General features: G+C 65.3%; 23 protein-coding genes. 11 read left to right on the forward strand and 12 right to left on the reverse strand.

Annotated features, from left to right (window positions below; translation table 11 throughout):
- Nucleotides 1–2: 2 nt before the first annotated feature.
- Nucleotides 3–2,162, reverse strand: a complete 2,160-nt coding sequence (locus Q9293_RS07245; protein WP_306251499.1) for a DPP IV N-terminal domain-containing protein — start codon at nt 2,160–2,162, stop codon at nt 3–5.
- Between the two features lie 125 nt (nt 2,163–2,287).
- On the opposite strand from Q9293_RS07245, the gene Q9293_RS07250 reads away from it, so the two are divergent.
- Nucleotides 2,288–3,880: a methyl-accepting chemotaxis protein gene (locus Q9293_RS07250; RefSeq protein ID WP_306251501.1), complete on the forward strand. Its 1,593-nt coding sequence runs from the start codon at nt 2,288–2,290 to the stop codon at nt 3,878–3,880.
- Here Q9293_RS07250 and Q9293_RS07255 read toward each other — a convergent pair.
- The 5 genes from Q9293_RS07255 to Q9293_RS07275 are packed head-to-tail and all read right to left on the reverse strand — an operon-like array spanning nt 3,870 to nt 7,949.
- A complete protein-coding gene (locus Q9293_RS07255) occupies nt 3,870–4,715 on the reverse strand; it encodes a HAMP domain-containing sensor histidine kinase (RefSeq protein ID WP_306251503.1) in 846 nt (281 codons plus the stop codon). The genes Q9293_RS07250 and Q9293_RS07255 overlap by 11 nt on opposite strands.
- The gene (locus Q9293_RS07260) at nt 4,691–5,365 is read right to left on the reverse strand and encodes a hypothetical protein (RefSeq protein WP_306251505.1); all 675 of its coding nucleotides are present in this window, start codon (nt 5,363–5,365) and stop codon (nt 4,691–4,693) included. The genes Q9293_RS07255 and Q9293_RS07260 overlap by 25 nt, the downstream gene beginning before the upstream one ends.
- 13 nt (nt 5,366–5,378) lie before the next feature.
- Entirely contained in the window at nt 5,379–5,726 is a 348-nt protein-coding gene (locus Q9293_RS07265) for a hypothetical protein (protein WP_306251507.1), read from the reverse strand.
- A gap of 51 nt (nt 5,727–5,777) precedes the next feature.
- Nucleotides 5,778–7,088 (reverse strand): Xaa-Pro dipeptidase, encoded by a 1,311-nt coding sequence (gene pepQ, locus Q9293_RS07270; protein WP_306251509.1) that lies wholly within the window; start codon nt 7,086–7,088, stop codon nt 5,778–5,780.
- A 51-nt stretch (nt 7,089–7,139) separates the two neighbouring features.
- Nucleotides 7,140–7,949, reverse strand: coding sequence for a menaquinone biosynthetic enzyme MqnA/MqnD family protein (locus Q9293_RS07275; RefSeq protein WP_306251511.1), 810 nt, complete (start codon nt 7,947–7,949; stop codon nt 7,140–7,142).
- Between Q9293_RS07275 and Q9293_RS07280 the strand changes: the two genes are divergently transcribed.
- The 4 genes from Q9293_RS07280 (at nt 7,948) to Q9293_RS07295 (ending at nt 11,125) form a co-directional block, all read left to right on the forward strand.
- Complete coding sequence (locus tag Q9293_RS07280) at nt 7,948–8,451, forward strand: methylated-DNA--[protein]-cysteine S-methyltransferase (protein WP_306251513.1); 504 nt, start codon at nt 7,948–7,950, stop codon at nt 8,449–8,451. The two genes, Q9293_RS07275 and Q9293_RS07280, sit on opposite strands and share 2 nt — an antisense overlap.
- 42 nt (nt 8,452–8,493) lie before the next feature.
- A complete protein-coding gene (locus Q9293_RS07285; protein ID WP_306251516.1) occupies nt 8,494–9,018 on the forward strand; it encodes a methylated-DNA--[protein]-cysteine S-methyltransferase in 525 nt (174 codons plus the stop codon).
- Between the two features lie 191 nt (nt 9,019–9,209).
- Nucleotides 9,210–10,625: a DNA-3-methyladenine glycosylase 2 gene (locus Q9293_RS07290; RefSeq protein ID WP_306251518.1), complete on the forward strand. Its 1,416-nt coding sequence runs from the start codon at nt 9,210–9,212 to the stop codon at nt 10,623–10,625.
- Nucleotides 10,622–11,125 (forward strand): methylated-DNA--[protein]-cysteine S-methyltransferase, encoded by a 504-nt coding sequence (locus Q9293_RS07295; RefSeq protein ID WP_306251520.1) that lies wholly within the window; start codon nt 10,622–10,624, stop codon nt 11,123–11,125. Before Q9293_RS07290 ends, Q9293_RS07295 begins: the two co-directional genes overlap by 4 nt.
- Here the strand turns inward: Q9293_RS07295 and speD are convergent.
- Entirely contained in the window at nt 11,115–11,474 is a 360-nt protein-coding gene (gene speD / locus Q9293_RS07300) for an adenosylmethionine decarboxylase (protein ID WP_306251522.1), read from the reverse strand. The genes Q9293_RS07295 and speD overlap by 11 nt on opposite strands.
- Nucleotides 11,471–12,703, reverse strand: a complete 1,233-nt coding sequence (locus Q9293_RS07305; RefSeq protein ID WP_306251524.1) for a class I SAM-dependent RNA methyltransferase — start codon at nt 12,701–12,703, stop codon at nt 11,471–11,473. The genes speD and Q9293_RS07305 overlap by 4 nt, the downstream gene beginning before the upstream one ends.
- Nucleotides 12,704–12,731: 28 nt before the next feature.
- Here Q9293_RS07305 and Q9293_RS07310 point away from each other — a divergent pair, with 28 nt between their 5' ends.
- From Q9293_RS07310 to era, 4 genes are all read left to right on the forward strand, one after another.
- Nucleotides 12,732–14,456, forward strand: coding sequence for an HD domain-containing phosphohydrolase (locus Q9293_RS07310; protein WP_306251526.1), 1,725 nt, complete (start codon nt 12,732–12,734; stop codon nt 14,454–14,456).
- 88 nt (nt 14,457–14,544) lie between these two features.
- Nucleotides 14,545–15,009 carry a 3-hydroxyacyl-ACP dehydratase FabZ gene (gene fabZ, locus Q9293_RS07315; protein ID WP_306251528.1) on the forward strand — a complete coding sequence of 155 codons (465 nt, stop codon included), beginning with the start codon at nt 14,545–14,547 and terminating at the stop codon, nt 15,007–15,009.
- A 2-nt stretch (nt 15,010–15,011) separates the two neighbouring features.
- Complete coding sequence (gene lpxA, locus Q9293_RS07320) at nt 15,012–15,797, forward strand: acyl-ACP--UDP-N-acetylglucosamine O-acyltransferase (protein WP_306251530.1); 786 nt, start codon at nt 15,012–15,014, stop codon at nt 15,795–15,797.
- Nucleotides 15,790–16,707 carry a GTPase Era gene (gene era / locus Q9293_RS07325; RefSeq protein ID WP_306251532.1) on the forward strand — a complete coding sequence of 306 codons (918 nt, stop codon included), beginning with the start codon at nt 15,790–15,792 and terminating at the stop codon, nt 16,705–16,707. Before lpxA ends, era begins: the two co-directional genes overlap by 8 nt.
- On the opposite strand, the gene Q9293_RS07330 is transcribed toward era, so the two are convergent.
- On the reverse strand, nt 16,704–17,372 hold the full coding sequence (locus Q9293_RS07330) for a carbonic anhydrase (RefSeq protein ID WP_306251534.1): 669 nt from the start codon (nt 17,370–17,372) through the stop codon (nt 16,704–16,706). The two genes, era and Q9293_RS07330, sit on opposite strands and share 4 nt — an antisense overlap.
- A gap of 39 nt (nt 17,373–17,411) precedes the next feature.
- Nucleotides 17,412–18,143: an ABC transporter ATP-binding protein gene (locus Q9293_RS07335; protein ID WP_306251536.1), complete on the reverse strand. Its 732-nt coding sequence runs from the start codon at nt 18,141–18,143 to the stop codon at nt 17,412–17,414.
- A gap of 152 nt (nt 18,144–18,295) precedes the next feature.
- Here Q9293_RS07335 and Q9293_RS07340 point away from each other — a divergent pair, with 152 nt between their 5' ends.
- Nucleotides 18,296–20,935: an AMP-binding protein gene (locus Q9293_RS07340; RefSeq protein WP_306251538.1), complete on the forward strand. Its 2,640-nt coding sequence runs from the start codon at nt 18,296–18,298 to the stop codon at nt 20,933–20,935.
- Here the strand turns inward: Q9293_RS07340 and Q9293_RS07345 are convergent.
- Together Q9293_RS07345 and Q9293_RS07350 are read right to left on the reverse strand one after the other, a co-directional pair.
- Nucleotides 20,932–22,071 carry a thiolase family protein gene (locus Q9293_RS07345; protein ID WP_306251540.1) on the reverse strand — a complete coding sequence of 380 codons (1,140 nt, stop codon included), beginning with the start codon at nt 22,069–22,071 and terminating at the stop codon, nt 20,932–20,934. The two genes, Q9293_RS07340 and Q9293_RS07345, sit on opposite strands and share 4 nt — an antisense overlap.
- The gene (locus Q9293_RS07350) at nt 22,068–22,637 is read right to left on the reverse strand and encodes a vancomycin high temperature exclusion protein (RefSeq protein WP_306251542.1); all 570 of its coding nucleotides are present in this window, start codon (nt 22,635–22,637) and stop codon (nt 22,068–22,070) included. The genes Q9293_RS07345 and Q9293_RS07350 overlap by 4 nt, the downstream gene beginning before the upstream one ends.
- A 186-nt stretch (nt 22,638–22,823) precedes the next feature.
- Here Q9293_RS07350 and Q9293_RS07355 point away from each other — a divergent pair, with 186 nt between their 5' ends.
- Nucleotides 22,824–26,003 carry a hypothetical protein gene (locus tag Q9293_RS07355; protein ID WP_306251544.1) on the forward strand — a complete coding sequence of 1,060 codons (3,180 nt, stop codon included), beginning with the start codon at nt 22,824–22,826 and terminating at the stop codon, nt 26,001–26,003.
- The last annotated feature ends 3 nt before the right edge of the window (nt 26,004–26,006 follow it).

Consider the following 26,006-nt stretch of genomic DNA (forward strand, 5'->3'; position numbering starts at 1 on the left):
CCCTACAGGTTCTTCAAGAGGAACTCCCACTTGGCCTGATTCACCGCCCAGACCTGTTCCGGGGTCCGGGGTCCGTGCTCGGCGCCGGGAAGCAGGACAAACTGGAGCTGGTGCCCGGCCTTCTGCAGCGCGTCGATGAGCATCACGCTGTTCTGGGGATGCACGTTGTCATCCAGGGTGCCGTGGAAGAGCAGCAGCTTGCCCGAGAGATCCTTGGCGGCTTTCTGCACGGAGCTGGATTCATAGCCGGTCTTGTTTTCGCTGGGCAGGCCCATGTACCGCTCGGTGTAGATGCTGTCGTAGAGGCTCCAGTCGGTGACCGGGGCGCCGGCGATGCCCAGCTTCCAGGCTTTGCTGTGGGTGAGGGCGTAGGTGACCATGAAGCCGCCGTAGCTCCAGCCATTAAGGCAGAGGCGGTCCATGTCCGCCCAGCCCTGGGCCTTCAGCCAGGCGTGTCCATCCAGCTGGTCCTGCAGCTCCTGGGCACCGAGGTGGTGGTGCACCCCGAAGGCGCTGGTGCCCTTGGCGGAGGCGCTGCGGTTGTCGCAGACCCAAACCGCGATGCCCTGCTGGGCGAGGAACTGGTACCACAGCATGTCCCGGCCGAAGGCGTTGCGCACCGATGCCGCGCCGGGGCCGCTGTAGAGGTACTGGAACACGGGGTATTTCTTGGATGGATCAAAGGGTGTGGGCAGCACCAGCATGGTTTCCATGGGGAAGCCATCGCGGGTCTTCACCTGTTGGAAGCTGACCTTGCCGAGGGCGAGTTCCTTCAGTTTCTCGCTGGGGTTGGCGTCGATGAGGCGCAGGCTCTTGCCAGAGGCATCGTGCAGGCTCTGCTGGGCGGGGGTCAGGGCGTCGCTCCAGGTATCCAGGAAGGCCGTGAAGGTCGCGTTGAAACGGACCCGGTGGGTGCCGGCTTTCTCCGTGAGGCGCGTGAGGCCTTTGCCGTCCAGGCCGATGCGGTAGGCATCCAGGCCGATGGGGCTGCGCTCGGTGGCCTCGAAATAGACCTGCTTGGTTTTGGGATCCACGCCATGCACGCGGCGCACATCCCAGGTCCCGGCGGTGACCGGTCCCAGAATCTGGCCCGTCGGGCTGTAGTGGTAGACGTGGTGGAAGCCCGTGCGCTGGGATTCCCAAAGGAAGCTCCCGTCCGGCAGATACTGGGGCAGGGGCAGGCGCTCCTGCCAGGCCTTGCTCGCTTCGCGGATCAGCACCGAGGACGCCGATCCCTCATAGCGGCGCAGGTCCAGCCAGGACTGCACGCGGTCCTGGTGGGCCGCGAGGAGGTGCCCGGTGGGATCCCAACCCACCTGGACAATGAGTGTTTCCTTCCCGGGATACGGCTCGGTCATCCAGGTGGTGTGCCCCGCGAGGTCGACCACGCCGAGCCGGGCGATGGGATTGGGATCTCCCGCCTTGGGATAGCGGGCCTTGTGGGCCTGCTGCGGCTGAAACCGGTCATCCATCAAGGTGAAGACGGGCACCTTGGTTTCGTCGAGGCTTAGGTAGGCGAGGCGCTTGGAATCCGGCGCCCACCAGAAGGCCTTGAAGCTGCCCCGGCCATACACCTCCTCCTGGTACACCCAGTCCAGGCGGCCGTTGAACACGGTCTCGTTGCCGCCGGACGTGAGCCGGGTTTCCTTGCCGGTGGCCACGTCCGCACAGTACAGATCGTTCCCCCGGAGAAAGGCCACATGCGCACCATCGGGGCTGAGGGAGGGCTCATCAGGTTTGCCGCTGGCCACCAGCTTGGCGCTGGCGGCTTTCACATCCACGACAAAGAGCTGGTCCTTCACCTCCAGCAGGAAGGCGGTGCGCCCTTCATTCCAGTCGAACTGGCCCCGGCCCAGGGCGGTCTTCGCATCCGCCTCCGGCGCGCCAGCGGCCATCAGAGCTGCCTGGAGCGGCGCCGCTTCCAGCAGGGGCTTGGCTTCCCAGGTTGAGGGATCCACCCGCAAGAGGGCCACCTGGTCCTTATCCCGCTTGGTTTGCAGGAGGGCCCCATCTGGAAGCCATTCCAGGCGGGTCGTGGGCATGCCCACATAGGGTTTCTTAAGGGTGGGATGGGCGAGGGCCTCCAGGGTGAGGCGCTCGGTGCCCTGGCCCAGAAGACAGGAGGCAAGGAGGAAAGTGGCCAGGCCGGTACGGATGGACATGAGGCTCCCGGAGAATGTCTCTATGTATATCGCAAGGCGAGGTGTTTGGCATGGGTGATGGGGGAAATTGAGAAGGAGGGCCCGTGCTCCGATGGATGGGGAGTGACCTTTTCTAACGAGGCTTCATGTCGACATGGCTGGATCGATGGACCCCCCGCTCCCTGGCGGGGAAGATTCTTCTGGTGGGGCTCGGCCCCCTGGGCATGGTGTTCCTGGTGTCCTGGCTGGTGTTGGTGCCGGCCGTGGAAGATGGGTTTCTCAGAGCCCGCAAGGATGAGATCCGCAACCTGACAGACACCGCCTTGGGGCTTCTCGCCTCCCAGGAGGCGCAGGCCGCGGCGGGCACCATCACCCGGGAAGAGGCCCAGAAACGGGCCTTGGCGGTCATCCAGTCCACTCGATACGCTGGGGGCAACTACTTTTACGTGTTCACCCCTGAGCCTCGCATCGTCACGGTGCCCATCCGTCCCGAAATGGCTGGGAAGCTGGTGGATGATTTCACCGACAAGCAGGGCACGCGCATCTACGTGGAGTTGAACCGCCTGGGAGGCCAACCTGAGGGCGGCTACCTCAAGCTCTGGTTCGGGAAGCCCGGCGTGGAAGGTGTGTTCCCCAAGCTGAACTACGTGAGACGTTACGAACCCTGGGGCTGGAACATCGGCACCGGCGTCTACATCGATGATTTGCAGGCCGAGGTCCGTCGGTACACCTGGTCCATCCTGGGTGGGCTGCTGCTTCTATCCGGCTTGCTGTTCTTCGTGGTGCGAAGCGGCGCGCGACGCATGACACGCCCCCTGGCGGACCTGGTGGATGGCCTGCAGAACAGCGATCTCACGCGGGAGATTCGCATCGACAGCCAGGATGAGATCGGCGCCGCGGCAAGGGCCTTCAACCTCTACAACGCCGGATTGCGGAGCCGCATCCTGGAGGTGTCCGGTTTTGCGGCACGGGTGGCTTCGGGCAGCACCGAGCTGGCGGCCAGCTCGGAGCAGATGACCCGGGCCGTGGATGAGATCGCCCAGGTCAGCGAAGAGCTGAAACAGGCGGGTGAGCGCGTGGCTCAGGCCATGGCAGGGCTTTCCCAGGAGTCACGGATGGTGGTGCAGCACAGCCAGGAAGGTGGCCAGGAGGGCCAGGCTGCGGTGGCGGAAACGTTGCGAAGTGCGGAGGCCGGGCAGGCCGCCGTGAACGGCATGGGGGAAATCCAGGGTGCCACGGCCCAGATCGTTCAAGCGGTTCGGGTCATCCAGGAAATTGCCCGACAGACGAATCTGCTGAGCCTCAATGCGGCCATCGAGGCCGCCAAGGCCGGGTCCATGGGCAAGGGGTTCGCGGTGGTCGCCGAAGAAGTGCGGAAGTTGGCAGAGCGCAGCCGCACCTCGGCCAAGGAGATCGAGGAACTCATCCAACACGCCCAGGACGCCGTCGAAGGCGGCGTCGAGAGCGTGCAGGGCACCATGCAGAGCCTCGAAGCCATCCGGGAACGCATCCAGCAGGTGGCCAGCCGGGTGTCCCAGATCGGCACCTTCGCTCAAGGGCAGGCGGGCACCAGTGCGGAAGTCACGCAGATGATGGATCAGACCAGCCAGGGACTTGCCCAGAACGCCACGGCCACGCACGAACTGGCCGCCACCGTCCAGGAGATCGCCAAGACCTCCGAGGATCTCGCCCAGGTGGCCGAGGGCCTGCGCGCCTTGGCTGGCAGTTTCAAACTCTAGGATCGCCCTCTGGGAGGCGGATCTCCACCCAGGCCCGGGTGCCGCCGGTGATCGATTCGAGTCCCATGCGGCCGCCGAGCAGGTCTAGGATGCCTGCGGCCAGAGGAAGCCCGATGCCCAGGCCGCCCCGGCGGCGCCGGAAGCCCTGCTCCTCCTGTTCGAAGGGACGGAGCAGACGCTCCCAATCCAGAGCGATGCCGGGACCCTGGTCCGTGATCTCGAACCGCAGGAACCAGTCGGATCCTTCTGGACGGGCCTTCAAGGTGAAACCGATGGTGCCGCGGTCCGTGAAGCCGATGGCGTTGTCCAGCAGTGCATCGAGGGCCTGGCACAGCCTTGAGGCATCGCAGTGCAGCGGCTTTGGGAGGGGGTCAAAGGCGGTGCTCAGATCAAGCCCCTTCTCAGCGGCTTTGGCCGCGGAAGCCCGGGCCAGCCAAGTGAGGTGAGGCCCGAGATCCGTCAGGGCGGTGCGGGTGGGAAGGGTGCCGTGGGCCAGGCTGGAAAGGTCGAGCAGGCCCTGCACCAGGCGACCGAGTTGCGTGGCCGTGGTTTGGGCCAGCCGAAGGATCTGCTCCTGCTCCGGCCTCGGATCCATGTCCTGCAGCAGTTGCAGGTGGCTGGCCAGGATCTGCAAAGGTGTCCGCAGCTCATGGTGCGCGTTGTCTGTGAACGATTCCTGGGCCCTGCGCAGCCGCTGCTCGGCTTCGAGAGCCCGTTTCTGTTCACGGATGATGCGGGATTTGGCCGTGACCACGCTGAAGAGCGTAAGCCAGGCCATCATCACGCCGCCGAGGGTGGCGAGTACGAAGATCAGGACGAGGTGGGTTTCGGACACAGGAACACTTTGGCCATAAGGAAGTAATACATCACATAGACAACATTCACAGCCACCCAAGGAATGGGCAGCAGGTCATGGGTCAGTGTGCGCAGGAAGTAATTGGAGGTGGCATTGAACAGCAAGGAGCCGGAAGCGAAAACCAGCAGCGCAGAGAAAAACCAGAATTCAGGCCGGGCCGCTACGGGGACATCATCCTCGATCATCAGAATCCAGCGTAATTCAATGCTGGAAACGATCAGGTAGATCAGGCTTTGAACCGTGGTGAACACCGAATTGCGGTAGGCGGGGGTATCCAAGGCGTAACCCATGGCGGCGGCGAGCAGGCCCAAGCCCATGGCGACCAGGTACCAGTTTCGTCGTAGCCTGGACATCGCGGGGATCTGCAGTACCACCAGAAGGGTGGCGACAAAAGTCAGCGGCCGGGTGAGGTGTAAGAGTCCTACGTTCGGGATACCTGCAAATGCAAGTCCCGTCCCAAGCACCCCGAAGGAGGCTTCCAGAAATTCCCTGGGTACGGCTCCAGGCAGGCCTATCGGTTTCGCATAAGTGCCCCGATACCGACTCCACAGATAGGCGGCAACGGGAACCAGCAGCGTCGGATTGAGGACGTAGACGACGAGGAATCGCCAGACCTTAAAGTGAATCACTTCGCGGTCGGGTTCAGGAAACGAGGATCGATCCACCGCAGAAGGGCGGGCACTCGTGACCGTTCTGGATAAACACAGATTGTGCAGAATCCAAATCCTTGCCAGCGTTATCCACCGCGACCATAACCATGGTGGGCGAACCATCCTTGTGCTTCGCGTGGTAGATGCGGATGCCCGCTGCTCCCGGCTGCGCCAGCAGGTGCTCGAAGGCGCTCCGATTGAAGGCGGACGCGTGATGGAGGGGGGCCTGGGCGCCGGCCTTCAGCGCGGCCTTGGCGGCGGACTGATGGGCTTGGACGAGCGTGGCAGCCTCGTCCCGGGTGATGCGGTGCTCACGTTTGACGTCGAAAGCCTCAGACATGCTTGCTCCTTGGAAGTGGTGCGGTTGCTGGGGGCTTTTGGTGCGGAAGGCTCAGCGGGGCAGGTGCGGCCTCGTGAGATTGCGATGTCCGGTGCGAGTCACCAGCAGATTGTCCTCAATGCGGATGCCGCCGCAAGGGGTCAACTCATCGATCAGGGACCAATTGAAGGCTGCTTGATGTTCGTTTCCACGGAATGGGCGAAGCAGCATGGGGATGAAGTAGAGGCCCGGTTCCACTGTGAACACCTGGTTCACATCGATGTTGCGCGTGGTGCGCAGGGTGGGGTGCTGGGGCGGCGGCGGTGCGGGCGTGCTTTCGGGTGATCCCTGCCGGCCAGCGACGTCATGCACCTGGATGCCCAGGTGATGCCCCAGGCCGTGGGGGAAGAAGGGGCGTGTGAGCCCCTTGTCGACGGCTTCCTCAGGGGCCGCTTTCAGGATGCCGCTCTCCTGCAATAGCCCGGCAATGAGCAGGTGGCCCTGGTGATGGAGTTCGCCGTAGGGCATCCCGGGTTTCACCAGATCACAGAGCTTCAGTTCGATGGTCTCCATGCCCTTGATGAGGGCCGCGAACCGACTGTCGCAATGGGGCGCCGCCACGGTGCGGGTGATGTCCGAGGCGTAGCCATGCACCTGGGCACCTGCGTCGATGAGCAGCACCGCGCCGTTCCGTTCCTTCCGCTTGCCTTCGTAGTGGAGGATGGCGCCCTTTTCGTTGAGGGCCACGATGCTGCCGTAGGGCATCTCGTGATCCACGATGCCTGCAGCCTGAATGTAGGCGTGATGGATGTCCAGTTCGCTGCCCCCGGCCAGGAAGGCGGCCCTGGCAGCTTCGTGGCCCCGGGCCGCGATGACCGTGGCAGCTTCGATGCAGTGCACCTCATAGGCGGATTTGGTGGTGCGGTTCCAATCCAGATGGGCGGTCAGCAAGGCTGGGTTCACCTCGAGACCGGCGGCCTGGGCGCGATCCGTTTCGTTGCCGATGTAGGCGGCTTTCTGGAGGGTGCCCAGCCGTTTCCAAACGTCTTCGACGGTGCCCACTTCTTCAATGTCGAATTCCGAGGCCCAGAAGGGCTGGCCCAGGGGGGCCTGTTCGTACCAGAAATCCTCGGGGGCAAAGCGGATCAGCCGGGGGCGCTGGCCTGGCCGCACCACCAGCACGTGGTGGGGTCCGGTCAGGGGGCACCAGTGGGCGAAGTGGGGCGTGGGATGGAAGGGAGCGTCCTGATCGTCGGCGAAGTGGGTGTAGACCTTCCCGCTGGAGATCACCAGAGCGTCGAAGCTGGTCCTAGCCAGGGCCTCGGCTGTGGTGCGCTGACGTTCGGCAGCGTGGGCGTGGAAGAGGGGCGAAAGGTCAGTCATGGGCCGTCCTGGTGAGGGTTCAGGGTGTCAGAGATGGGGGTGTTAAAAAGGTCACAGAAACCGCAGGGGTTTTTCTTCGGGGGCGAAACCGTGGCGCACGGCTTTCTCGAAGAACAGTGCCAGGCTTTCCCGCTCGGCCTCGCCGAGCGTGTAGCTGATGTTCTCCGTGAGGTATTCCTGCAGTTCGATCTTGGTCCAGCCGATGGTGCGCCGGGCCTCCTCCACGATGACGGGCAGCTGAGCCAAGCCAATCTCCAGGCTCTTGTGGAAGAAGGGGGCCACGCCGCCGGGAACGGGCAGCTCGGGGGCATCCTGGCGCACGAGCCAAAGGGCGAAGACGAAGGGTAGCCCCGTCCAGGCATGCCACTCCTCAGCCAGGTCCAGCACGAACAGCCCCTGCCTGGGTGCGCGCATGGCTGCATCGCCGATCATCAGGGCTGCGTCGTTGGCTTCCAGCATGGCGGGCAGGTCCGGGCCCATGTCCACCACCGACGGCGTGACACCGTAGCGTTCCCGCAGCAGCAGCTGGGCCAGCACGACGCTGGTGCGGCTGGAGGTGTCCAGGGCCAGGCTGCGGATCTGCTCCGGGGGCACCTTGGAGAGGATGACCACGCTGCGCACCCGCTTGGGCGAGGCAATGCAGAGCCCCGGCACGATCCGCAGGTTGGGAATGCGCAGATACTCGATGGAGCTCACGATGCCCGCATCCACCTCGCCGTCGCGCAGGCGGTCCGCGCAGGCGGACGGGTAATGGAATTTCAGGTGGAAATGCTCCCAGCCCAGCCCGTGCTTGAAACCATGGTTCAGGGGGGCGGCATTCAGGTAGTCGATGATGGACAGGCGGAAGGGTGAGGCGACCATGGCACCAGTCTATGCGAGTCCATGCGATGATTCCCTCATGCTCCTCTGGCACTACGAGCTGAACACCCCCATGGGGCTCATGCGCGCCGCCTTCGACGGCCGGGGCAGGCTGTTGGAATTGGTGCTGGCCGCCTTCGATCCGCGCCAGACCAGCCCCCTGCCGCCGCGCGAGCAACGGGAGGCCAAACGGTTTTTGGACCGGCAGGTGGAGGCCTATCTCCGCGGCACCCTCCGCACCTTCACGGTGCCCCTGGATCCGCAGGGAAGGCCCAACGAGTTGCTGGTCTGGGACACGGTGCGCACCATTCCCTACGGCCAGACGCGCCAACCCGCGGACCTGGCGGCCTGGCTGGGCCTGGACGAAGATTTGATCGTCATGGCCTGCGTGGCCAACCCCATCACGCTGCTGATCCCCTCCCACCGCGTGATCCTGCCCGGGGACGGGCCCCTGCCCAGGGCCCTGCGGGATCTGGAATCAGGCCTGGGCTGGCGGAACCCGTGAATGGGTGCTTCTGCACCCATTTAAAAAGCTCGGGATTCTGACATGCTGATGGGCATGCCAGGAGTCTTCCATCTGATCGAAACGCCCACGGGAGATCTGGGTGCGGAGTTCAATTCAGAGGGGAAACTGGTTCAGCTCATCCGCTTCCATGGGGCCAAGCCTCCGCTCGCGGCGGGCCCGGTGCCCAAGAGCCTGCCCTATCTGAAGCGGCAGTTGGAGGCTTATTTTTCGGGGAATTTGAGGAATTTCAACATCCCCTTCGAGGCCGAAGGCACGGAGTTCCAGCGCCGGGTCTGGAAGGAGCTCCAGAAGATCCCCTATGGCCAGGCCATCTCGTACCTGGAGCTGGCACGCCGTCTGGGCGACGAGCACTGCATCCGCGCCGCGGCCCGGGCCAATGGGGCCAACCCCATTTCCATCCTCATTCCCTGTCACCGCGTCATCGGCTCCGATGGTTCCCTCGTGGGCTACGGCGGGGGGCTGGACATGAAGGAATTCCTGCTCCGCCTGGAAGGCGTGCTGCCCAAAGCGCCGCCTCAGCCGCGGCTGCCGCTGGAGTGGGAGTAACCACCGGAACCCAGAGGACGCGGAAATTCCGCAGAGGGCACAGAGGGAAAGGCTGGATTCAGGCCCTTTTCTGTGTCTTCTGCGGCTCTCTGTGCCCTCTGCGGTCCTGTTATTCCAGAGCCAGGGTGGTAAGAAAATTCCAGCGGCGGCCTTCGGAGGACATCGCCCACCCAGGCTCTTAGCATGGGGTCATGCGCTGGTCGGATGAGCACCTCTACGAGCGGATCCTGGCGAAGGACGCGTCCTTCAACGGCCGGGTTCTGACGGGCGTTCTCACCACCGGGATCTACTGCCTGCCTTCCTGCACCGCGCGCAAGCCCCTGGCCGTCAACGTCCGCTTCTTCGAGGACGAGGCGGCGGCCCAGGCAGCGGGGCTCAGGCCCTGCAAGCGGTGCAAGCCGGATGCCTTCTACCGGGGCGAGGATGCCGATCTGGCCCGCCTGGAAACCACGCTGGCGCAGGCAGCGGCCGATCCCGCCGCCTTTCCCGAGGTGGAGGCCCTGGCGGAGGGCGTGGGTGTGGGCGTCACGAAGCTGAAGGATCTGTTCCGCGACCACGTCCACTTCCAACCAGCGGCCTTTCTCCAGCGGGTGCGCATCCAGAGGGCCTGCGTCCTCCTGGCGGCAGGAGCGACAGGGCTGTCGGATCTGGCCTTTGCTTGTGGCTATGAAAGCGCCTCGGGGTTCCACGAGGCCTTCCGCCGCCAGACGGGCCTGAGCCCCGGGGCCTATCGATCCATGCTTGGCGCGGATCGCTTCGTGCTGCCCAGGCCCGAAAGGCTGCGGGTGGAGGATGTGCTGGCCTTCCATGGACGCGATCCCCTGAGCGTTTCCGAGCGGGTGGAGGGTCGGGTGCTCCGCAAAGCCTTCCTGTTTGAAGGGCGGCCCGCCGTGCTCCGTCTCGCCTTTGGCGAGTCCGATATCGAGGTGACCTTGACCGGGGCCACCGGCGCCGCGGCCATGGCCAAGGCGCATGGGGCGACCCTGCGGTTGCTGGGCTGGACCGGCGATCCCGCCGCCTTCGAGGCAGCCCACCCCCAACTGGCGCACGGGCGCGAGGGGTTGCGGGTGCTGTTCACGCTGGATCCCTTCGAGGCCCTGGTGTGGGCCATTCTGGGCCAGCAGGTGAACCTGGCCTTCGCCTATGCCATGCGCCGCGACCTCATCCGTCTGGCTGGGATCCCAGCGGCGGAAGGCCTCATCGCCCATCCCGACGCCAACCACCTGGCGGCCCTGAAGGTGGAGGAACTCCAGGCCCTGCGCTTCTCCCGGCGCAAGGCCGAGTATCTGCTCCACGCGGCGGGAGAGGTGGCCAGTGGCCGGCTGCGGCTGGAGGACTTGGCCACGGCCACGGGCGCCGCCAAAGCCCTGGAATCCCTGCGGGGCTGCGGTCCCTGGACTGCCCAGTACGTGCTGATGCGGGGCCTGGGCTTTCGGGACTGCGTGCCCGTGGGCGACGCGGGCCTCACACTTGCACTGCAACGCTGGTTCCACCTCGAAACTCGCCCCGACGCTTTGGAAACCTTGCGCCTGATGACGCCTTTCGCGCCCCACCGCAGCCTGGCCACCTTCCACCTCTGGGCCAGCCTGAAAGGAACCCCCGCATGAGCGGACTCCATACCCTCGATACGTCTCTCGGCCCCATCCAGGCGGCCTTTGATGCCGAAGGCGCGGTCATCTACCTGGGCTTCGCCGATCACGAATTCCGAGAGGCCCTGATGGCCAAGGTGGCTCGCCTGGGCCCGGTCTCGCGGCCTGATGCCGTGGCGTTGGAGCGACTGCGCGAGCAGCTGGAGGCCTATGGTGCCGGGCAGCGCAGGGTCTTCGAGGTGCCCTTCCGCCTCCATGGCAGCCCCTTCGAGCAGCGGGTCTGGGCGGCGCTGCAGCGCATCCCCTTTGGTGAGATCCGCAGCTACGGGCAACTGGCCGCGGACCTGGGGGATCGCAACCTGAGCCGGGCCGTGGGTCGCGCCAATGGGGCCAATCCGGTCTCGATCCTGGTGCCCTGCCACCGCGTGATCGGCGCCAACGGCACGCTCACGGGCTATGCCGGCGGCTTGGCCCGCAAGGAGCACCTGTTGAGGCTGGAGGGTGCGCTCAAACAGTGATGGGTTTCAAGGGGCCCCGTTCCAAAGCCAGGCGGGTTTCCCCTTCGGCGCCCAGGGCCTGCTTCAGCATGGCCAGACCCCGCTCCATGTCCACCTGGCCACAGGTGAAGAAATCCACCGCCGCGAAGCGATGCTCGGGCCAGGTGTGGATGGCCAGGTGGCTTTCGGCGATGATCACGGCGCCACTGACGCCGTAGGGGCTGAAGTGGTGGAAGCTGTGGGTCACCACCCTGGCGCCGGAGGCCTCGGCGGCACGGAGCATGGCGTCCGTGACGAGCTGGAGATCCGCCAGGGCGGTTGCGTCGCAGCCGGTGAACTCGGCCAGCAGGTGATGCCCCAGGGCGGTCATGGGCGCTTGGTCATCAGGGCCACGCATTCCACGTGGGTGGTGAGGGGGAAGAGGTCGAGCACCGCCAGCTGGTCCAGAGACCAAGCGGGCGCGAGGCGTTTCAGATCGCGGCAGAAGGCGGCGCCATCGCAGCCCACCAGCACCAGCGTGCCTGCACCGGCCGTGAGAAGGCGGTCGCAGAGGGCGGGTTCCAGACCGGCCCGGGGTGGATCGAGCAGGATGACATCCGCGGCCTGGCCAAGCCCCTCGGGCACCCAGGCGGCCACGTCGGCCACCAGGCATTCCGAAGCCAGTCCGGCGGCTTCCAGATTCTTGCGGGCCCAGGCCACGGCCGCCTCGCCGGATTCCACCAGGATGCGGTGCTGAAAGCGCTCGCCCAGCAGGACGGAAAACAGGCCCACGCCGCCGTAGAGATCGAACAGAGTGGCGCCCTTCACATCCCAGGTGTTCAGCAGACCGCCGAAGGCTTCGGCGGCCCAGGGCGGGCTCACCTGGAAGAAGGCCCCGGGCTCGTGGCGGAGGGCGGCTTCTCCAAGGCGATGCCGAATGGGTTCGTCGCTGCGGTGCCAGCCATCGGGCTCCAGCATCCAGGTGCGCCCGCGCTCGTCGGTGGCCCAGACCGTGTTGGCCGGGCTGTCCGTGGACAGCTCCCAGCGCCCGCGTCGGCCCGGCAGCACCCGGCCTTCCATGGCGGCCTGGAGGCGCGGGATGGCCGCAGACAGGGGATCCGTTGCGGCAGGGCAGGTGGAAATGGGCACCAGGGCGTGGCTGTGGCGGCGGAAATAACCCAGGGCCGCTCCATCCCAGTGCAGCTGGATGCGGTGGCGACGGGCCGAGTCCGGCGCGGGGTGCCAGGTCCAGGGGACATCTTCACCCAGCTGACGACGGAGCAGGTCGGTGACCATCTGCTGTTTGAGGTCGGCGGCGTGACGGCCCGCCTCCCAGAGGTCGCAGCCGCCGCAGGTTTCGGCCACGGGGCAGGCGGCCTGGGCGCGCTTGGGGTCGCGGGTGATCCAGCGCGACACGCGGCCCTCGCCATGGCGGGCCTTCCAGATGACGGTGGCCTCCACCACCTCACCGGGGAACAGGGCCAAAGGGGCTTCCAGGAGCAGGAGACGACCATCCTCGGCATGGGCCACCCCCTTGCCTCCCCAGGCCAGCCGTTCGATGGGCCCCTTCCAGCTTTCAGCCGGGGCCGGGGAATTCCGATAAGCTGGCCTTCCCTTCACGTTCGGATTCCTGGAGCCTGATTCCCGCTTGCGATTCACTGTCGCCATCCCCCCAGAGCACCGTAACACCGTCCTGGACCGGGTTGCCGGGGAGATGCGGCGTGCCCTGGTCTTCCAGGATGCCCCGGCAGTGGATGGGCCGGCGGACGTGGTGTTGGGCCTGGACGGGGAGGGGCAGTTCGCCTCCTGCGCCACCTGGCCCGGGGCCGATGCGGCCCTGGCCCTGGTGAAGGCTGGCTGGGAACGATTCAAAGACCGCCGCTCCATGGAGCGGCTGCACGAGGTGGGCCGGGCGCTGGCATCGGAGCAGAACCTCGATCGCCTCATGGATCTCATCCTCACTCAGGCGCGGGAGCTGCTCCAGGCCGAGGCGGGCTCCATCTACCTGCTGAGCGGCGAAGCCCCGAAGCGGGAGATGCTGTTCGCCCACACCCAGAACGCCAAGGTGAAGCTGCCCTTCCACCGGGTGACCATGCCCGTCTCCCTGCGCACCCTGGCGGGATTTGTCGCGCTCACGGGACAGTGCCTGAACATCGAGGATGTCTACCGCATCCCGGCGGATTCGCCATTCACCTTCAATGACAGTTTCGACCGGCAGGCGGGCTACCGCACCACCTCGGTGTTGGTGGTGCCCATGCAGGACACCGAAGGCGAGGTGTTGGGCATCCTGCAACTGCTGAACCGGGTGGAGGAGGATGCCGGTGGCATCGGGACCTTCTCCGCCGAGGACGAACGCCTAGCTCAGAGCCTGGCGGGGCAGGCGGCGGTGGCCGTGCGGAACGCCCAGCTGCGGGAGGAGATCGAACAGCTCTTTGAGGGTTTTGTGGCGGCTTCGGTGACGGCCATCGAGGCACGCGATCCCGTCACCAGCGGTCACTCCGGCCGGGTGGCCGACCTGACCGTGGGCCTGGCCGAAGCGGTCAACGCCACGCCCAACGGTGTTTACGGCGAGCTGCTGTTCACGGACCGGCAGCTGCGGGAGATCCGCTATGCCAGCCTGTTGCATGATTTCGGCAAGGTGGGCGTACGGGAGCAGGTGCTGGTGAAGGCCAAGAAGCTGGAACCCAGCCAGCTGGAGATCATCCTGCAGCGGCTCCGCCAGCGGGAGCTGGAGCAGGCCTTGGACCTGCTGTCCGGAGCCTGGAAGGGGGGAGAAGCCTTCGACCGGACCCGCTGGGACCAGGTCATCGGGGACCGCCAGGCCGAAACCGAGCGCCTCATGCAGCTCATCCGCCAGAGCAACGAACCCACGGTGATGGCCCAGGGTGTGGCCGAAGGGCTGGGGCTGCTGGAGGAGCTGACCTTCACGCATTGGTCGGGGGAACGGCGGGGGCTGGTGGAATCCGAGGACGTGGCCCGGCTGCGGATTCGCAAGGGCAGCCTGTCGGAGGCCGAGCGTCTCGAGATTGAAAGCCATGTCACTCATACCTTCCGGTTCCTGGAGCGCATCCCCTGGACCCGGGATCTCGCTGGAGTGCCCGAGATCGCCTATGCCCACCACGAGCGCCTGAGCGGGAAGGGTTATCCCCGCCAACTGGGGGAGCCGGAAATCCCCGTGCAGAGCCGGGCCATGGCCATTGCCGATGTGTTCGATGCCCTCACGGCCCGGGATCGGCCCTACAAAGGGGCGGTGCCCCTGGATCGCAGCTTGTCCATCCTCGAGGAAGAGGCCCGGGAAGGGGCCATCGACCGGCCCTTGCTGGACCTGTTCATCGAGGCCAAGGTTTTCGAGCGGACGGTGCCCAGGGGCTGACCCCCGGAGCTGGCCCCGGAGCCGACCTTGGGCCCCCCAGGCTGGAGGATGGAAGCCGGACGGGTTAGGCTAGAGGATTGGAGTGTCCATGTCTGAACGTGAGCCACGCATCATCGACCTGCAGGGAATCATGGACCTGCTGCCCCACCGCTACCCCATTCTGCTGGTGGACCGGATCCTTGATTACGAGCGCAAGGAATGGATTCGCGGCCTGAAGAACATCAGCTTCAACGAAGAGATCTTCCAGGGTCACTTCCCCAGTCGGCCGGTGTTCCCGGGCGTCTACATCGTGGAGGCCATGGCTCAGACCGGCGGCTGCCTTCTCATGCAGGAGTACGAGGACCGGGCCCGGAAGGTCATCTACTTCATGGGCATCGACGCGGTGAAGTTCCGCAAGCCGGTGCTGCCCGGTGATCAGCTGGTCATGGAAGTGAAAGTCGTGCAGTTCAAGGGCCGCATCTGCAAAATGCGGGGCGAGGCCTTCGTGGGCGGCCAGAAGGTCGCCGAAGCGGAATTCATGTCCATGCTGATGGACCTGGCAGAGGGAGAATGACCATGGGCGCGCAGATTCATCCGAGCAGCGTGGTCAGTCCGGAAGCCCGCCTGGGCGAGGGCGTGGTGGTGGGTCCCTTCTGTGTCATCGAGGGCAACGCGGTCATTGGGGCGCGCACCCTGCTGCGGAGCCACGTGGTCATCGGACCCCATACGGAACTGGGCGAGGACAACGACATCTACCCGCATGCCACCCTGGGCATGGGGCCGCAGGATCTCAAGTTCAAGGGTGCTCCCACCCGCCTGCAGGTGGGCCACCGCAACGTGATCCGGGAAGGCTGCACCCTCCACCGGGGCACCGAAGGCGGCGGCGGCTTGACCACCCTGGCCGATGACAACTTCCTGATGACGGGTTCCCACGTCGCCCACGATTGCCATGTGGGCAGCAAGAACATCTTCGCCAACTGCGCCACTCTGGCGGGCCACGTGGAAGTGGGCGATGGCTGCAACATCGGGGCCTTCTCGGCCGTCCACCAGTTCTGCCGGGTGGGCGACCACGCATTCATGGGCGGCTTCACCGTGGCCACCCAGGACGTGCTGCCCTTCATGAAGACGGTCGGCGCCCGGGACACCAAGAGCTACGGGGTGAACAACATCGGCTTGCAGCGGAAGGGCTTCTCCGTCGACGTGATCGAGGGGCTGAAGAAGGCCCACCGCCTGCTCTTCCACGCGGGGCTCCTGCGCGACGAAGCCATGGCCCAAGTCGAAAAGGAGCTGGGCCAGATCGCCGAGGTGGCCTACCTCCTAAAATTTATCCGGGAAGCCAAGCGGGGCGTGCATCGTGGCTGAGTCCACGCGCCGCCACGCCACCCTCGCCATCATCGGCCTGCCCAACGCCGGGAAGTCCACGCTGCTGAACGCCCTTCTCGGGCAGAAGCTGGCGGCCACCAGCCAGGTTCCCCAGACCACCCGCACGCGGGTGCTGGGTGTGGTGGATCGCGGCGATGTGCAGCTGGCTTTCCTGGATACGCCGGGCATCCACCTGCCCAAGCACGCCCTCAATGAGCGGATGATGGCTCACGTGGAGCAGGCCCTTGAGGAAGCGGACATGCTCTTGTGGGTGGTGGATGCCGACGACTACCTGGGTACGGGCGAACACGCCTTGGCCAAGCGGTTGCGTAAGCTGGGACGCCCCACCTACCTCCTGTTGAACAAGATCGACCTGCTGTCCAAGGGACGTCTGCTGGAGAAGATCGCCACCTACAAGGATCTGCTCCCCTTCCAGGAGATCGTTCCCATCGGCGCGAAGATGGGCCTGAATCTGGATCCGCTCTGGACCATCCTGGAGCGGGATGCGGTCCAGCCCGGTTGGCTGCACGATGAGGAAGTCTTCACGGATCAGACTGAGCGCTCGCTCGCTGCGGAATTCATTCGCGAGAAGGTGCTCCGCAAGACCCGCGAGGAAGTGCCCCATGGCGTGGCCGTGCTCATCGAGCAGTGGCTGGAACCCGGTCACGAGGATTACCCCGAGGATCTTGGCCCCGAGGGCGTGCTCATCGCGGCGCAGATCCTTGTGGACCGCGATGGCCACCGGAAGATCATCCTGGGCAGCGGCGGCGAGATGATCAAGGACATCCGTCAGAGCGCCCAGCGGGAGCTGCGCAAGCTGTTGCAGCACCCCGTGCGGCTCGAACTCTTCGTGAAAGTGGATGAGGGCTGGCGCGATCGGCCCGAACGCCTGGACCGTCTGTCGATTTAAATCGACAGATCCGTGGCGCGGTGCTGCTCCGTGAGGGGGGCCAGTCCATCCGTGCCCGTGACGGAGGTGTACTGGCCCCGGGCCGGATCAAAGGCGAAGACCTCACCCGTCTCGATCTTGTAGACCCAGGCGTGGAGGTGCAGCATGCCGTTCGCCACGGCCTTGGCCACGGCCGGGTGGCTGCGGAGGTTGTCCAGCTGCACAAGGACATTCTCCTCCACCGTGGCGTGGAGCAGCTCATGGCCCTGCAGGTGGCCGTAGCTTTCCCACATGATCCGCTCGGTGGCGCGGGCGTGGGCCAGCCAGGCCTTAGTGGCGGGCAGTTCGCTGAGCTGTTCGGGTTCGAGCAGGGCCCGCATGGCTCCGCAGTTGGAGTGGCCGCAGATGATGATGTCCTTCACCTGGAGGCTGGAAACCGCGAATTCGATGCCCGCCGCCATGCCGCCCGTGCTGTCGTAGGGCGGAATGAGGTTGCCCACGTTGCGCAGGATGAACAATTCGCCAGGCTGCGTCTGTGTGATCAGGTTCGGGCTGATGCGCGAATCCGAGCAGGTGATGAACAGGGTTTCCGGCGTCTGGTCCTTGTCCAGCCGCTCAAAGAGATCCTTGTGGGAGCTGAAGATCTGCGTCTGGAAGTGGTGGATGCCTTGGACAAGTTTCTGCATTCGATGATTCTACCGGAGGTCAGCGACCCGGAATCAGAATCAAAGGCTCAGATTCGCCATGTGCTCTTCAGGCGTGATGGGAACGTTGGGTTCGTCATGAATGATCTTGCCATCGCGAAGTTTCACGATGCGGTGGGCGTGGCGGGCAATGTCCTCTTCGTGGGTGACGAGGATGATGGTGTTGCCCTTCTGGTACAGCTCCTCGAAGAGGGCCATGATTTCGATGCTGGTCTTGGAGTCCAGGGCACCCGTGGGTTCGTCTGCCAGCAGGATGGAGGGGTCGTTGACCAGGGCACGGGCGATGGCCACACGCTGCCGCTGGCCGCCGGAGAGCTGGTTGGGCATGTGGTCGCTGCGGCTGCCCAGGCCCACATTCTCAAGGGCTTTCAGGGCCATCTGGTGACGCTCGGCCGGGGTTTTGCCCGCATAGATCAGGGGCAGCTCCACGTTCTGAAGCGAGGTGGTGCGGGCCAGGAGGTTGAAGGTCTGGAAGACGAAGCCGATTTCCTCGTTGCGGATCTGGGCCAAGTCATCGTCGGTCATGGCCGAGGCCAGCTTCCCGTTCAGTTCATAGGTGCCATCCGTGGGGGTGTCCAGGCAGCCGATGACATTCATCATGGTGGATTTGCCTGAACCCGAGGGGCCCATGATGGCCACATATTCGCCGCGCTGGATCTCCATGGAGACGCCATCCAGGGCCCGCACCTCCATGTCACCCATCTGGTAGATCTTGGTGATGTCGGTCAGGCGGATCAGGGGTGAATCGGTCATGAGGCCCTCGCATGAAACCCTGGCAGGTTACCTCACTATACTTCGCATCGGGGCTGCAGCGGTTTAGGGCTTGGAAAAGTTTCCCGCTACAATCCCGAATTCCTACTTGCCCGGGCGATGAGCCCGCCATTGCTGTCAGGTCCTGAATCCCGATGATTGCTTCCCTGATTCGAACGCTGGGTCGGCCGCTGTTGCGGCTGCGGTACCGCATCCACCAGGAGGGTGGATTGCCTCCGGCCGCCGGACGCCGGGGCAGGGACAAGGACGGAATCCTGTTTCTGGCCACCCATCCCTCACTGGTGGATCCGTTTCTCTTGATCTCGGAACTGCACCACCGCTTCACCCCCACCCTGGTGGCCGGGCGCGATCACGCGGCCCCCGCCCCCCTGCGCTGGCTGGCCCGGCTCTTGGGCGCGCGGGCCCTGCCGGATCCCACGCAGCATGGGGCCGCTTGCCGGGAGGTGCTGAACGCCGAATTGATGGGCCTCGCCCGGGCCCTCACCCAGGGACGGAACCTGCTGCTGTTTCCGGGCGGACGTCTGGCCCGCCAGAAGACCGAAGATCTCGCCGACAACAGCGTGGTGGAGGCGATCCTGCGCCAGGCTCCGGGCACCCGGGTGGTGGTTGTCCGCCTGCAGGGCCTGTGGGGAAGCCGATTCAGCGCCGCTTCGGGAAGGAGGCCTGCCCTGGGGCTGGAGCTGATCAAGAGCCTGGGCTACCTCTGGGCCAACGCGCTGTTCTTCATGCCCCGGCGGGAAGTCCGCCTCGCCTTCGAAGAGATCGAGCTGCCCCTTCCGCAAGGCCGGGCGGCGGTGAACCAGGCCCTCGCGAGGGCCCTGAACCGGGACGCTGCGCCCAGAACCTTCGTGCCCTACCTGGTGTGGAAAGATCATGCGCCGCGGACGCTGCCCGAGCCTCCAAGGCCGAAGATCGAGGGGAATCCGCGCAACGTGCCTCCCCAGGTGCGGGAGGCTGTGCGCAAGCATCTGCAGGCCCTCACAGGACGCAAGGACATTCAGGAAACCCAGTCCCTCGTGGGTGACCTGGGGCTGGATGCCCTCGACCACCGGGAGCTGGAGCTGTGGATTCAGCGGGCCTATGGCTACGCCTGCAGCGACCCCGCTTCGATCCAGACCGTAGCGGACGTGCAGCTCGCGGCTACCGGGGCGGCCGTGTCCCTGCGGCAGGGTGAACTCAAGGCCGTGCCCCACGCCTGGTTCCATTCCCGCACCGACCTTCCCATCGACCTGCCTCATGGGGACACCATTCCCGAAGTCTTTCTCAAGCAGGCCAAGCGCGATCCCCGCCGGGTGGTGCTGGCGGACCAGCTGGGCGGCGTGAAGACCTACCGCGATGTGCTCACCGCCATCCTGGTATTGAAGCCCATCTTCGAGGGCCTGGAGGGAAGCCACGTCGGGCTGATGCTGCCCGCTTCCGGCGGCGCCAGCATCCTCTACCTTGCCTTGCTCTTCGCTGGGAAGACGCCGGTATTGGTGAACTGGACGGCGGGCTCCCGCAGCATGGCTTATGGGCTAGACCTGGTGGGGGTCAAGCATGTCATCAGCGTGTCCACCCTCATCAGCCGATTGGATGCCCGGGGGGTGGACCTTGCGGCCGTCAAGGAGCGCCTCCTGCTGTTGGACGAGGTCGGGAAAAAAATCCATCTGTCCACCAAGTTGGCGGCGGCCTTCCGCGCCCGCTTCAACTGGACGTCCCTTCTCGATGTGAAACCTCCCGAAGTGGCCGCCGTGCTGTTCACGAGTGGCAGCGAAAGCCACCCGAAGGCCGTGCCCCTCACCCACGGGAACATCCTGGCCAACATCCGCGACGCCGCCCAGGCCCTGAACTTCAAGGAAGACGAACGGGTGATGGGCTGCCTGCCACCCTTCCACGCCTTCGGCCTCACCACCACCACCATCCTGCCGCTCCTGCTGGGCCTGCGCGTGGTCTACCACCCCAACCCCACCGAAGGGCGCATGCTGGCCCGCATCATCGAGGCCTACCACGCCACCCTGCTGGTGGGCACACCCACCTTCCTCGGGGGCATTCTCCGCACGGCCGAGGATCGCCACCTGGAATCCCTGAGAATCGTGGTGTCCGGGGCGGAGAAGTGCCCCGAGCAGATATACGCCACCCTGGCCCGGCGCTGGCCGAAAACCACGGTGCTGGAGGGCTATGGCATCACCGAGTGCTCACCGGTGGTCTCCGTGAACCGGGAGGATGATCCGAGAACCGGCACCATTGGCAAGCCCCTGCTTTCGGTGGAGTGGGCTGTGGTGGATCTGGAATCGGGACGCCGCGTCGAGCCCGGGCAGCCCGGCATGCTGCTGGTGCGTGGCCCCAGCGTGTTCTCCGGCTACCTGAACCAGAACGTCGAGTCGCCCTTTGAAACCTTCGAGGGGCGCCAGTGGTACCGCACGGGGGATCTCGTGTATCAGGACCGCGGTGTGCTGGTGTTCTCAGGCCGGCTCAAGCGCTTCGTCAAACTGGGCGGCGAAATGGTGTCGTTGCCCGCTATTGAGGAGGCCCTGTCCCGGCGTTTCCAGGGCGACGAGGAGACCGAACCCCTGCTGGCAGTGGAATCTTCGCCGGAGGAGCTGAACCCGGATCTGATCCTCTTCTCGGTGGCGGGCATCGCACGGGATGAGGCCAATGCGGTCATCCGGGCGGCAGGGCTCTCCTCGTTGCATAACATTCGCGTGGTGCGCCAGATCGATCAGATCCCCACCCTGGGCACGGGCAAGACCGATTACCGGGCCTTGAAGGCGCTGTTGGCGGAAACCGCCGTCTAATCCTCGGTTTCGATCAGCACGGCCAGGCCCAGGCCGCCACCAATGCCGATGGTGGCGACGCCGAGCCCGCCGCCGCGCTGTCTCAACTGATGGACCAGGGTGCAGACAATGCGGGCCCCGGAGGCCCCGATGGGGTGGCCCAGGGCCACGCCTCCACCCGCTACATTCAGACGCTCCGGGGGGAGGTTCAGCTGGCGTTGGCAGACGAGCAGCTGCGCGGAAAACGCTTCGTTGAGCTCCCAGAGGTCGATGTCCGCCACAGCCAGACCCTGATCGGCCAGCAGGCGCTTCACGGCGAATGCGGGGGCTTCGCCCATGTCCATGGGATCCACACCGACCTCGCTCCAGCCCAGGATGCGGGCCAGAGGCCTGGTGCCGTCGACCTGATCGCGCCGCGCCAGCAACAGGGCCGCGGCGCCATCGGATAGGGCGGAGGCGTTGCCTGCCGTGATCTGACCTTCATGATCAAAGACCGGGGCCAGCCGGGCCAGCTCGCTTGCGGAAACTCCGGGCCGCACCGACTCGTCGTGATCGAGTTCGGGATGAGGCACCAGCTCCGTGCTGAAGTCACCGAGCGCAGCCCGACGGTGGCTTTCGGCGGCCCAGGCATCGGCTTCGATGCGAGTGATCCCGCGCTTGCGCACCAAGGCCTCAATGGTTTCACCCATGAGCAGCCCCGTCACCGGGCAACGGAGGCCATCCTGATGCATCACATCCGGCAGCTGGCGGTGCCCCATGCGGAAGCCCCAGCGCAGGCCCGGCACCAGGTGAGGCGTGTCGGACATGGCCTCACTGCCGCCCACGAGGATGGGGGCTTCGGCCTCCGCCAGGCGCTGGCAGCCAAGGATGAGGGCCTGGAGGCTGGAGCCGCAGGCCATGTTGAGGGTGAAGGCGGTGGTGTCGTGGGGCAGGCCGGCTTTCAGCGCGAGGGTGCGGGCCGGGTTCATGCCCTGGGTGTGGCTGCGCGCCATGCCCCAAAGCAGGCTGGTCGGACGGGGCAGGGCGGGGTGCCTGGTCAGAGCCTCCACCACGGCCAGGCCCAGGCCCACGGCCCCCACCCCGGCCAGGCTGCCGCCATAGCGGCCCTGGGGCAGCCGTCGGGCGGCGAGGATGACACTGTCATTGGCCTGCTTCATCGAACGGGATCCCAGTCATCGGGGGTGGGTTCGCGGGGGCCCAGCCGGGCATTGGGTGGGAACCAGGCGTCCCAGAGCGCCAGATGCCGGGCCACGTACTCGCGGCCCCAGAACCGCAGGCGTGCGGCCCAGGGGCGGTCATCGGTGCGGGCGGGCACGCCCCAGGCCTGCAGTCCCATGGAATCGGCCAGGTAGAGGGCCCGGGGCAGGTGGAAGTCTGAGGTCACAATCACGACCTGTTTCTGTCCGAAGACCGCCTGGGCCCGCCGCAGGCTGTCCCAGGTGCGGTTTCCCGCGTAGTCGCTGACGATGTGGGTGGGGGGAACACCTTGTTTCACCAGCCAGCGTCGCATGGCCTGGGGTTCGTTGTAGGTGGCATGACGGTTATCTCCCGAGACCAGGAACCACCGGATCTTGCCAGTCCGGTAGAGCTCCAGGGCTGTGCGCAGACGACCTTCGAGAATGGAGGTGGGTTCCCCATCTCCGTAGACACCTGCCCCCAGCACCAGGACAGGCCCACCCACCGCGGGAAGGCGGTCGGCGGGAAAGGTCTGCAGATGATGCATGGCGGGGAACCTTCCCAGGGTCCAGAGCAAATCTCCCAGGAGGACCAGCGTCGGGACCAGGATCAGAGGCCACCGGCGTTGCCAGCAGCGATGAAGGAAGGCGGAGATCGGCATCGTGAGTTAGCATAGACCTTTCGTCCGCCCAGCCCCATGGACCTCCGATTTTTGCGAGCCCCGTTGATGAACATGAGCCCCTATTCCGCAGCCTCCCCTTTCCGGGGTGCCCTGACCGGCCATCTAAGGCTGCTGATGCCCCTCACCCTGGTTCTGGTGGCGGGAAGCACCGGCTGCTTCCGGGCCACGGGCATCTCAAGGCCCGCAGTGGCGGTCGAAGAAATCCCCGCCACGGGTGGGGATCGGATCGCCGGTCTCAAGGCGACATCCGGCCCCGGGGACTTCTTCCTCGGCAATGATTCCGTGCAGCTGGCGGTGGATGGCGCGGCCTTTGGCGACCGTGAGGGGCAATTCGGCGCTCCTTCCGGTGGAGCCATCCTGGACGTGGGTTCCATCGCCCTCGATCAGAGCTTCCATCGGGTGTCCATGCCCACGGACCTGCTTGAGCGGCTGGGCCCTGTGGCGAACCAGGACCCGGATCTGCCGCTGGTGTTTGACCGCTTCGTCCCGACCACGAGCAACAACTCCGTCCGCCTTGACATGCAGGGCTATCTGCTGGATCGCAAAGGGAAACTGGGCGCCGCCACGGACGCTTCCGGCCGCGTGAACGGGGTCTCCGTGCAGCACCGGATCACCCTCAACAAGGGGGAGCTGTTCTTCACGCTGGAAACCACGTTGACCAACGGCAGCGGCGCGACATTGTCCCTTCGAAACCTGGGAGACCACCTCTCCCAGCACGGGGGAGGGTTCCGCTTCAATGTGCCTGCCATTTCAGATTTTTCGGGGGCCCCCATCAATACCTGGGGCGTTGAAATTCCCGGATCGGACTTTACAAAGCCTCTAGCCACCAGCGTGGTCGCGCCCATGGTGGGCCTCATGGGGGCGGAGTCGGCCGGGAACACGTTTGATTCCCATTCATCCCTGGGCATCATGCCTCTGGATGTGGATTCCTTGCTGGTGGCCTCAGATCCCCAGCATGCCCTGACGGAAAACCGCCCCCTGTTCCCCGCCCGGCTGGTGGTTGGTAGCCCTGCGGTTGCCAGTCTTGGGGATGGTCAGTCGCTTCAGTACCGTCGCCGCCTCTACGTTGTTGGTGGGGCGAGCGCCGCCTCGATCGTGCCCGCCCAGGCCACTGCCGTGATGAACGAAATGGCGCAGGCGAGGGCTGGATTCAAGGGGCAGGACGTGGGGTTCCTGGGCTACATGTCTTTTGGCACTGCGGCCACCAACGGGCCACTGCAGACTGAATTCCGCTTTGAGCGCTACATCTATGCCGGGGCCGATCCGGACAAGTCAGTCAACCTCACGAATGCCGCGAACTGGCAATTGGAGCGGGTGGAGTGGCGGGAACCGGCGGATGTGTCGTCCACCTCTTCGACGATCGGATTGCTTCTCCCGGCGATTGCGGATGGGTCCACTGGGCAAAACCAGCGCTACCGCCTTTCCGCACGCAATCGATTTGAACAGAGCCCCTACCTTTACTTGGGCACCAACACCCTGGACACCACCCGTCCTTACCTGCCTACGCCCATCACGCCCTCAAAGACCCAGCCATGGAATGTGAACGAGCCATTGAGCCCTGAGCGGGCGGATGTGTTGGATCCCGCGGGCAATGTCATTAAGAACCGGCAAACCGTCCATGTCTTTAGTGCAAGACAAGCTGGAACCCAGGAAACCAGTGGGATGAATCCTCTGCGATTCACCTTCCAAGGTGTTGGAACCGCTGACCCTGCCATGCAGCGCATCCGTCAGGTTTCCAGCATCTACAGTGAGGTGCTCAAGGCCAAACTTCCGGTGGGGTCATTCCCGAAATACGGAGCCTACCAATACACGGCTGGCAACCAAATATTCGGTGCGGCATTTGGTCCTTACAACGCGCAATCTCTGATGGACTTCGCTCCGGGTGACTATGTGGCTTATGCCACCCGGGGGCCCATGTCCCACCTGGATTCCTTGCCGCTGAATGCTTCGGATGGCCAGCTGAATACTTCGCACCCGTTCGTGGTATTCACGCCGACCCTTCCTTCCGGCTGGACCTCCTTCGATGTGCCTGGTCCCACCCAGGCGACCACCGGCGGCTTCAATCCCGGCGAGATGCTGAGTTCCGCCCTGGCCGAAGGTGTGCAGGTGGTGGGCCGGACCGAAGAGGATGTGCTCACCGACCCCAAGGCCCTGCGCGACGAATTCCGAGCGGAGATCGATACCCCCTTGGTGTCGGATGCCCAGCGCGCGCCGCTGGGGTTGGATCCTTTCGTGGTGGGTGCCCGCAGCTCCGCACTTGCGGATGGATTTGTCACTGCCCTCTTCACCCCGACGCCCACCACGGATCGCAACGGTGGGGCCCGGCCATCCAAGGGATGGAACCTGGCCGAATTCATTGCCCAAGCCGAGGGTGGCTATACCGTCATTCACCGCCCCCGCGGTCCCCAGGGCCTGTTCACGGTGAGGGGGTTTGACCCCACGGTGGCCATTGGCACGGGTGTGAACAGCTGGTGGACGCAGACGGGCCCGGCCTCCCTTGGCAAGCATGTCGGTGATTTCGACGCGTTGGAACTGCTGCGCGCCGAAGGCTGTGATCCCGCCAATCCAACCGCGTGGTATGCCGAGTATTCCGCCGTTCGATCCGACTGGTTTGCCCTCCTCAATCAGCAGACTCCGACCGCCTTCACCAAGGGCCTGGGCCTCTCCTCGGCACGATTCAGCCTGGACACACCCGTGGGTTTGGCGCGCACGTATCTCAAGGTCGGTAGCGCCACCCTCGATCAGACGGCCCTCGGTCCAGTGTTGACGGCCCTCCAGACCGGTGCCGCCGTGGCCTCCACCGGGCCGCTTCTGGATGTGTCGGTCAACGGCATTGGGCCGGGAGGATTGGTGGCGGGGCCTGCCACGAGCGTCACGCTCAGCATCTCGCTTTACGCGCCCGATTGGGTGCCCGTGGATGAGGTGCGCGTGGTGGTCAATGGTGGCACTCCCATTCAGGTGCCGCTGGCCAGCTTTACGGCTTCGACCGCGGACACCCGGCTGCGCACCGCCACAGTGAACGTGCCCATGCCTGTCGGGAAGGACGCCTGGCTGGTGGTCGAAGCGGGAGTCTCCCGGGCTCAGACGGGGCCCTACCAGGGCGAGTCGTCACCCGGAAAGAATGACGGAACCCCCTGGAACAAGATCATGAAGGGGATCTATCCCATCGCCATCACCAATCCCATCTTTGTGGATGTGACTGGCGGCGGCTACACTCCTCCGGGACTCTGATTC

This window comes from Geothrix sp. PMB-07 (genome assembly GCF_030758935.1).
Taxonomy (GTDB): domain Bacteria; phylum Acidobacteriota; class Holophagae; order Holophagales; family Holophagaceae; genus Geothrix.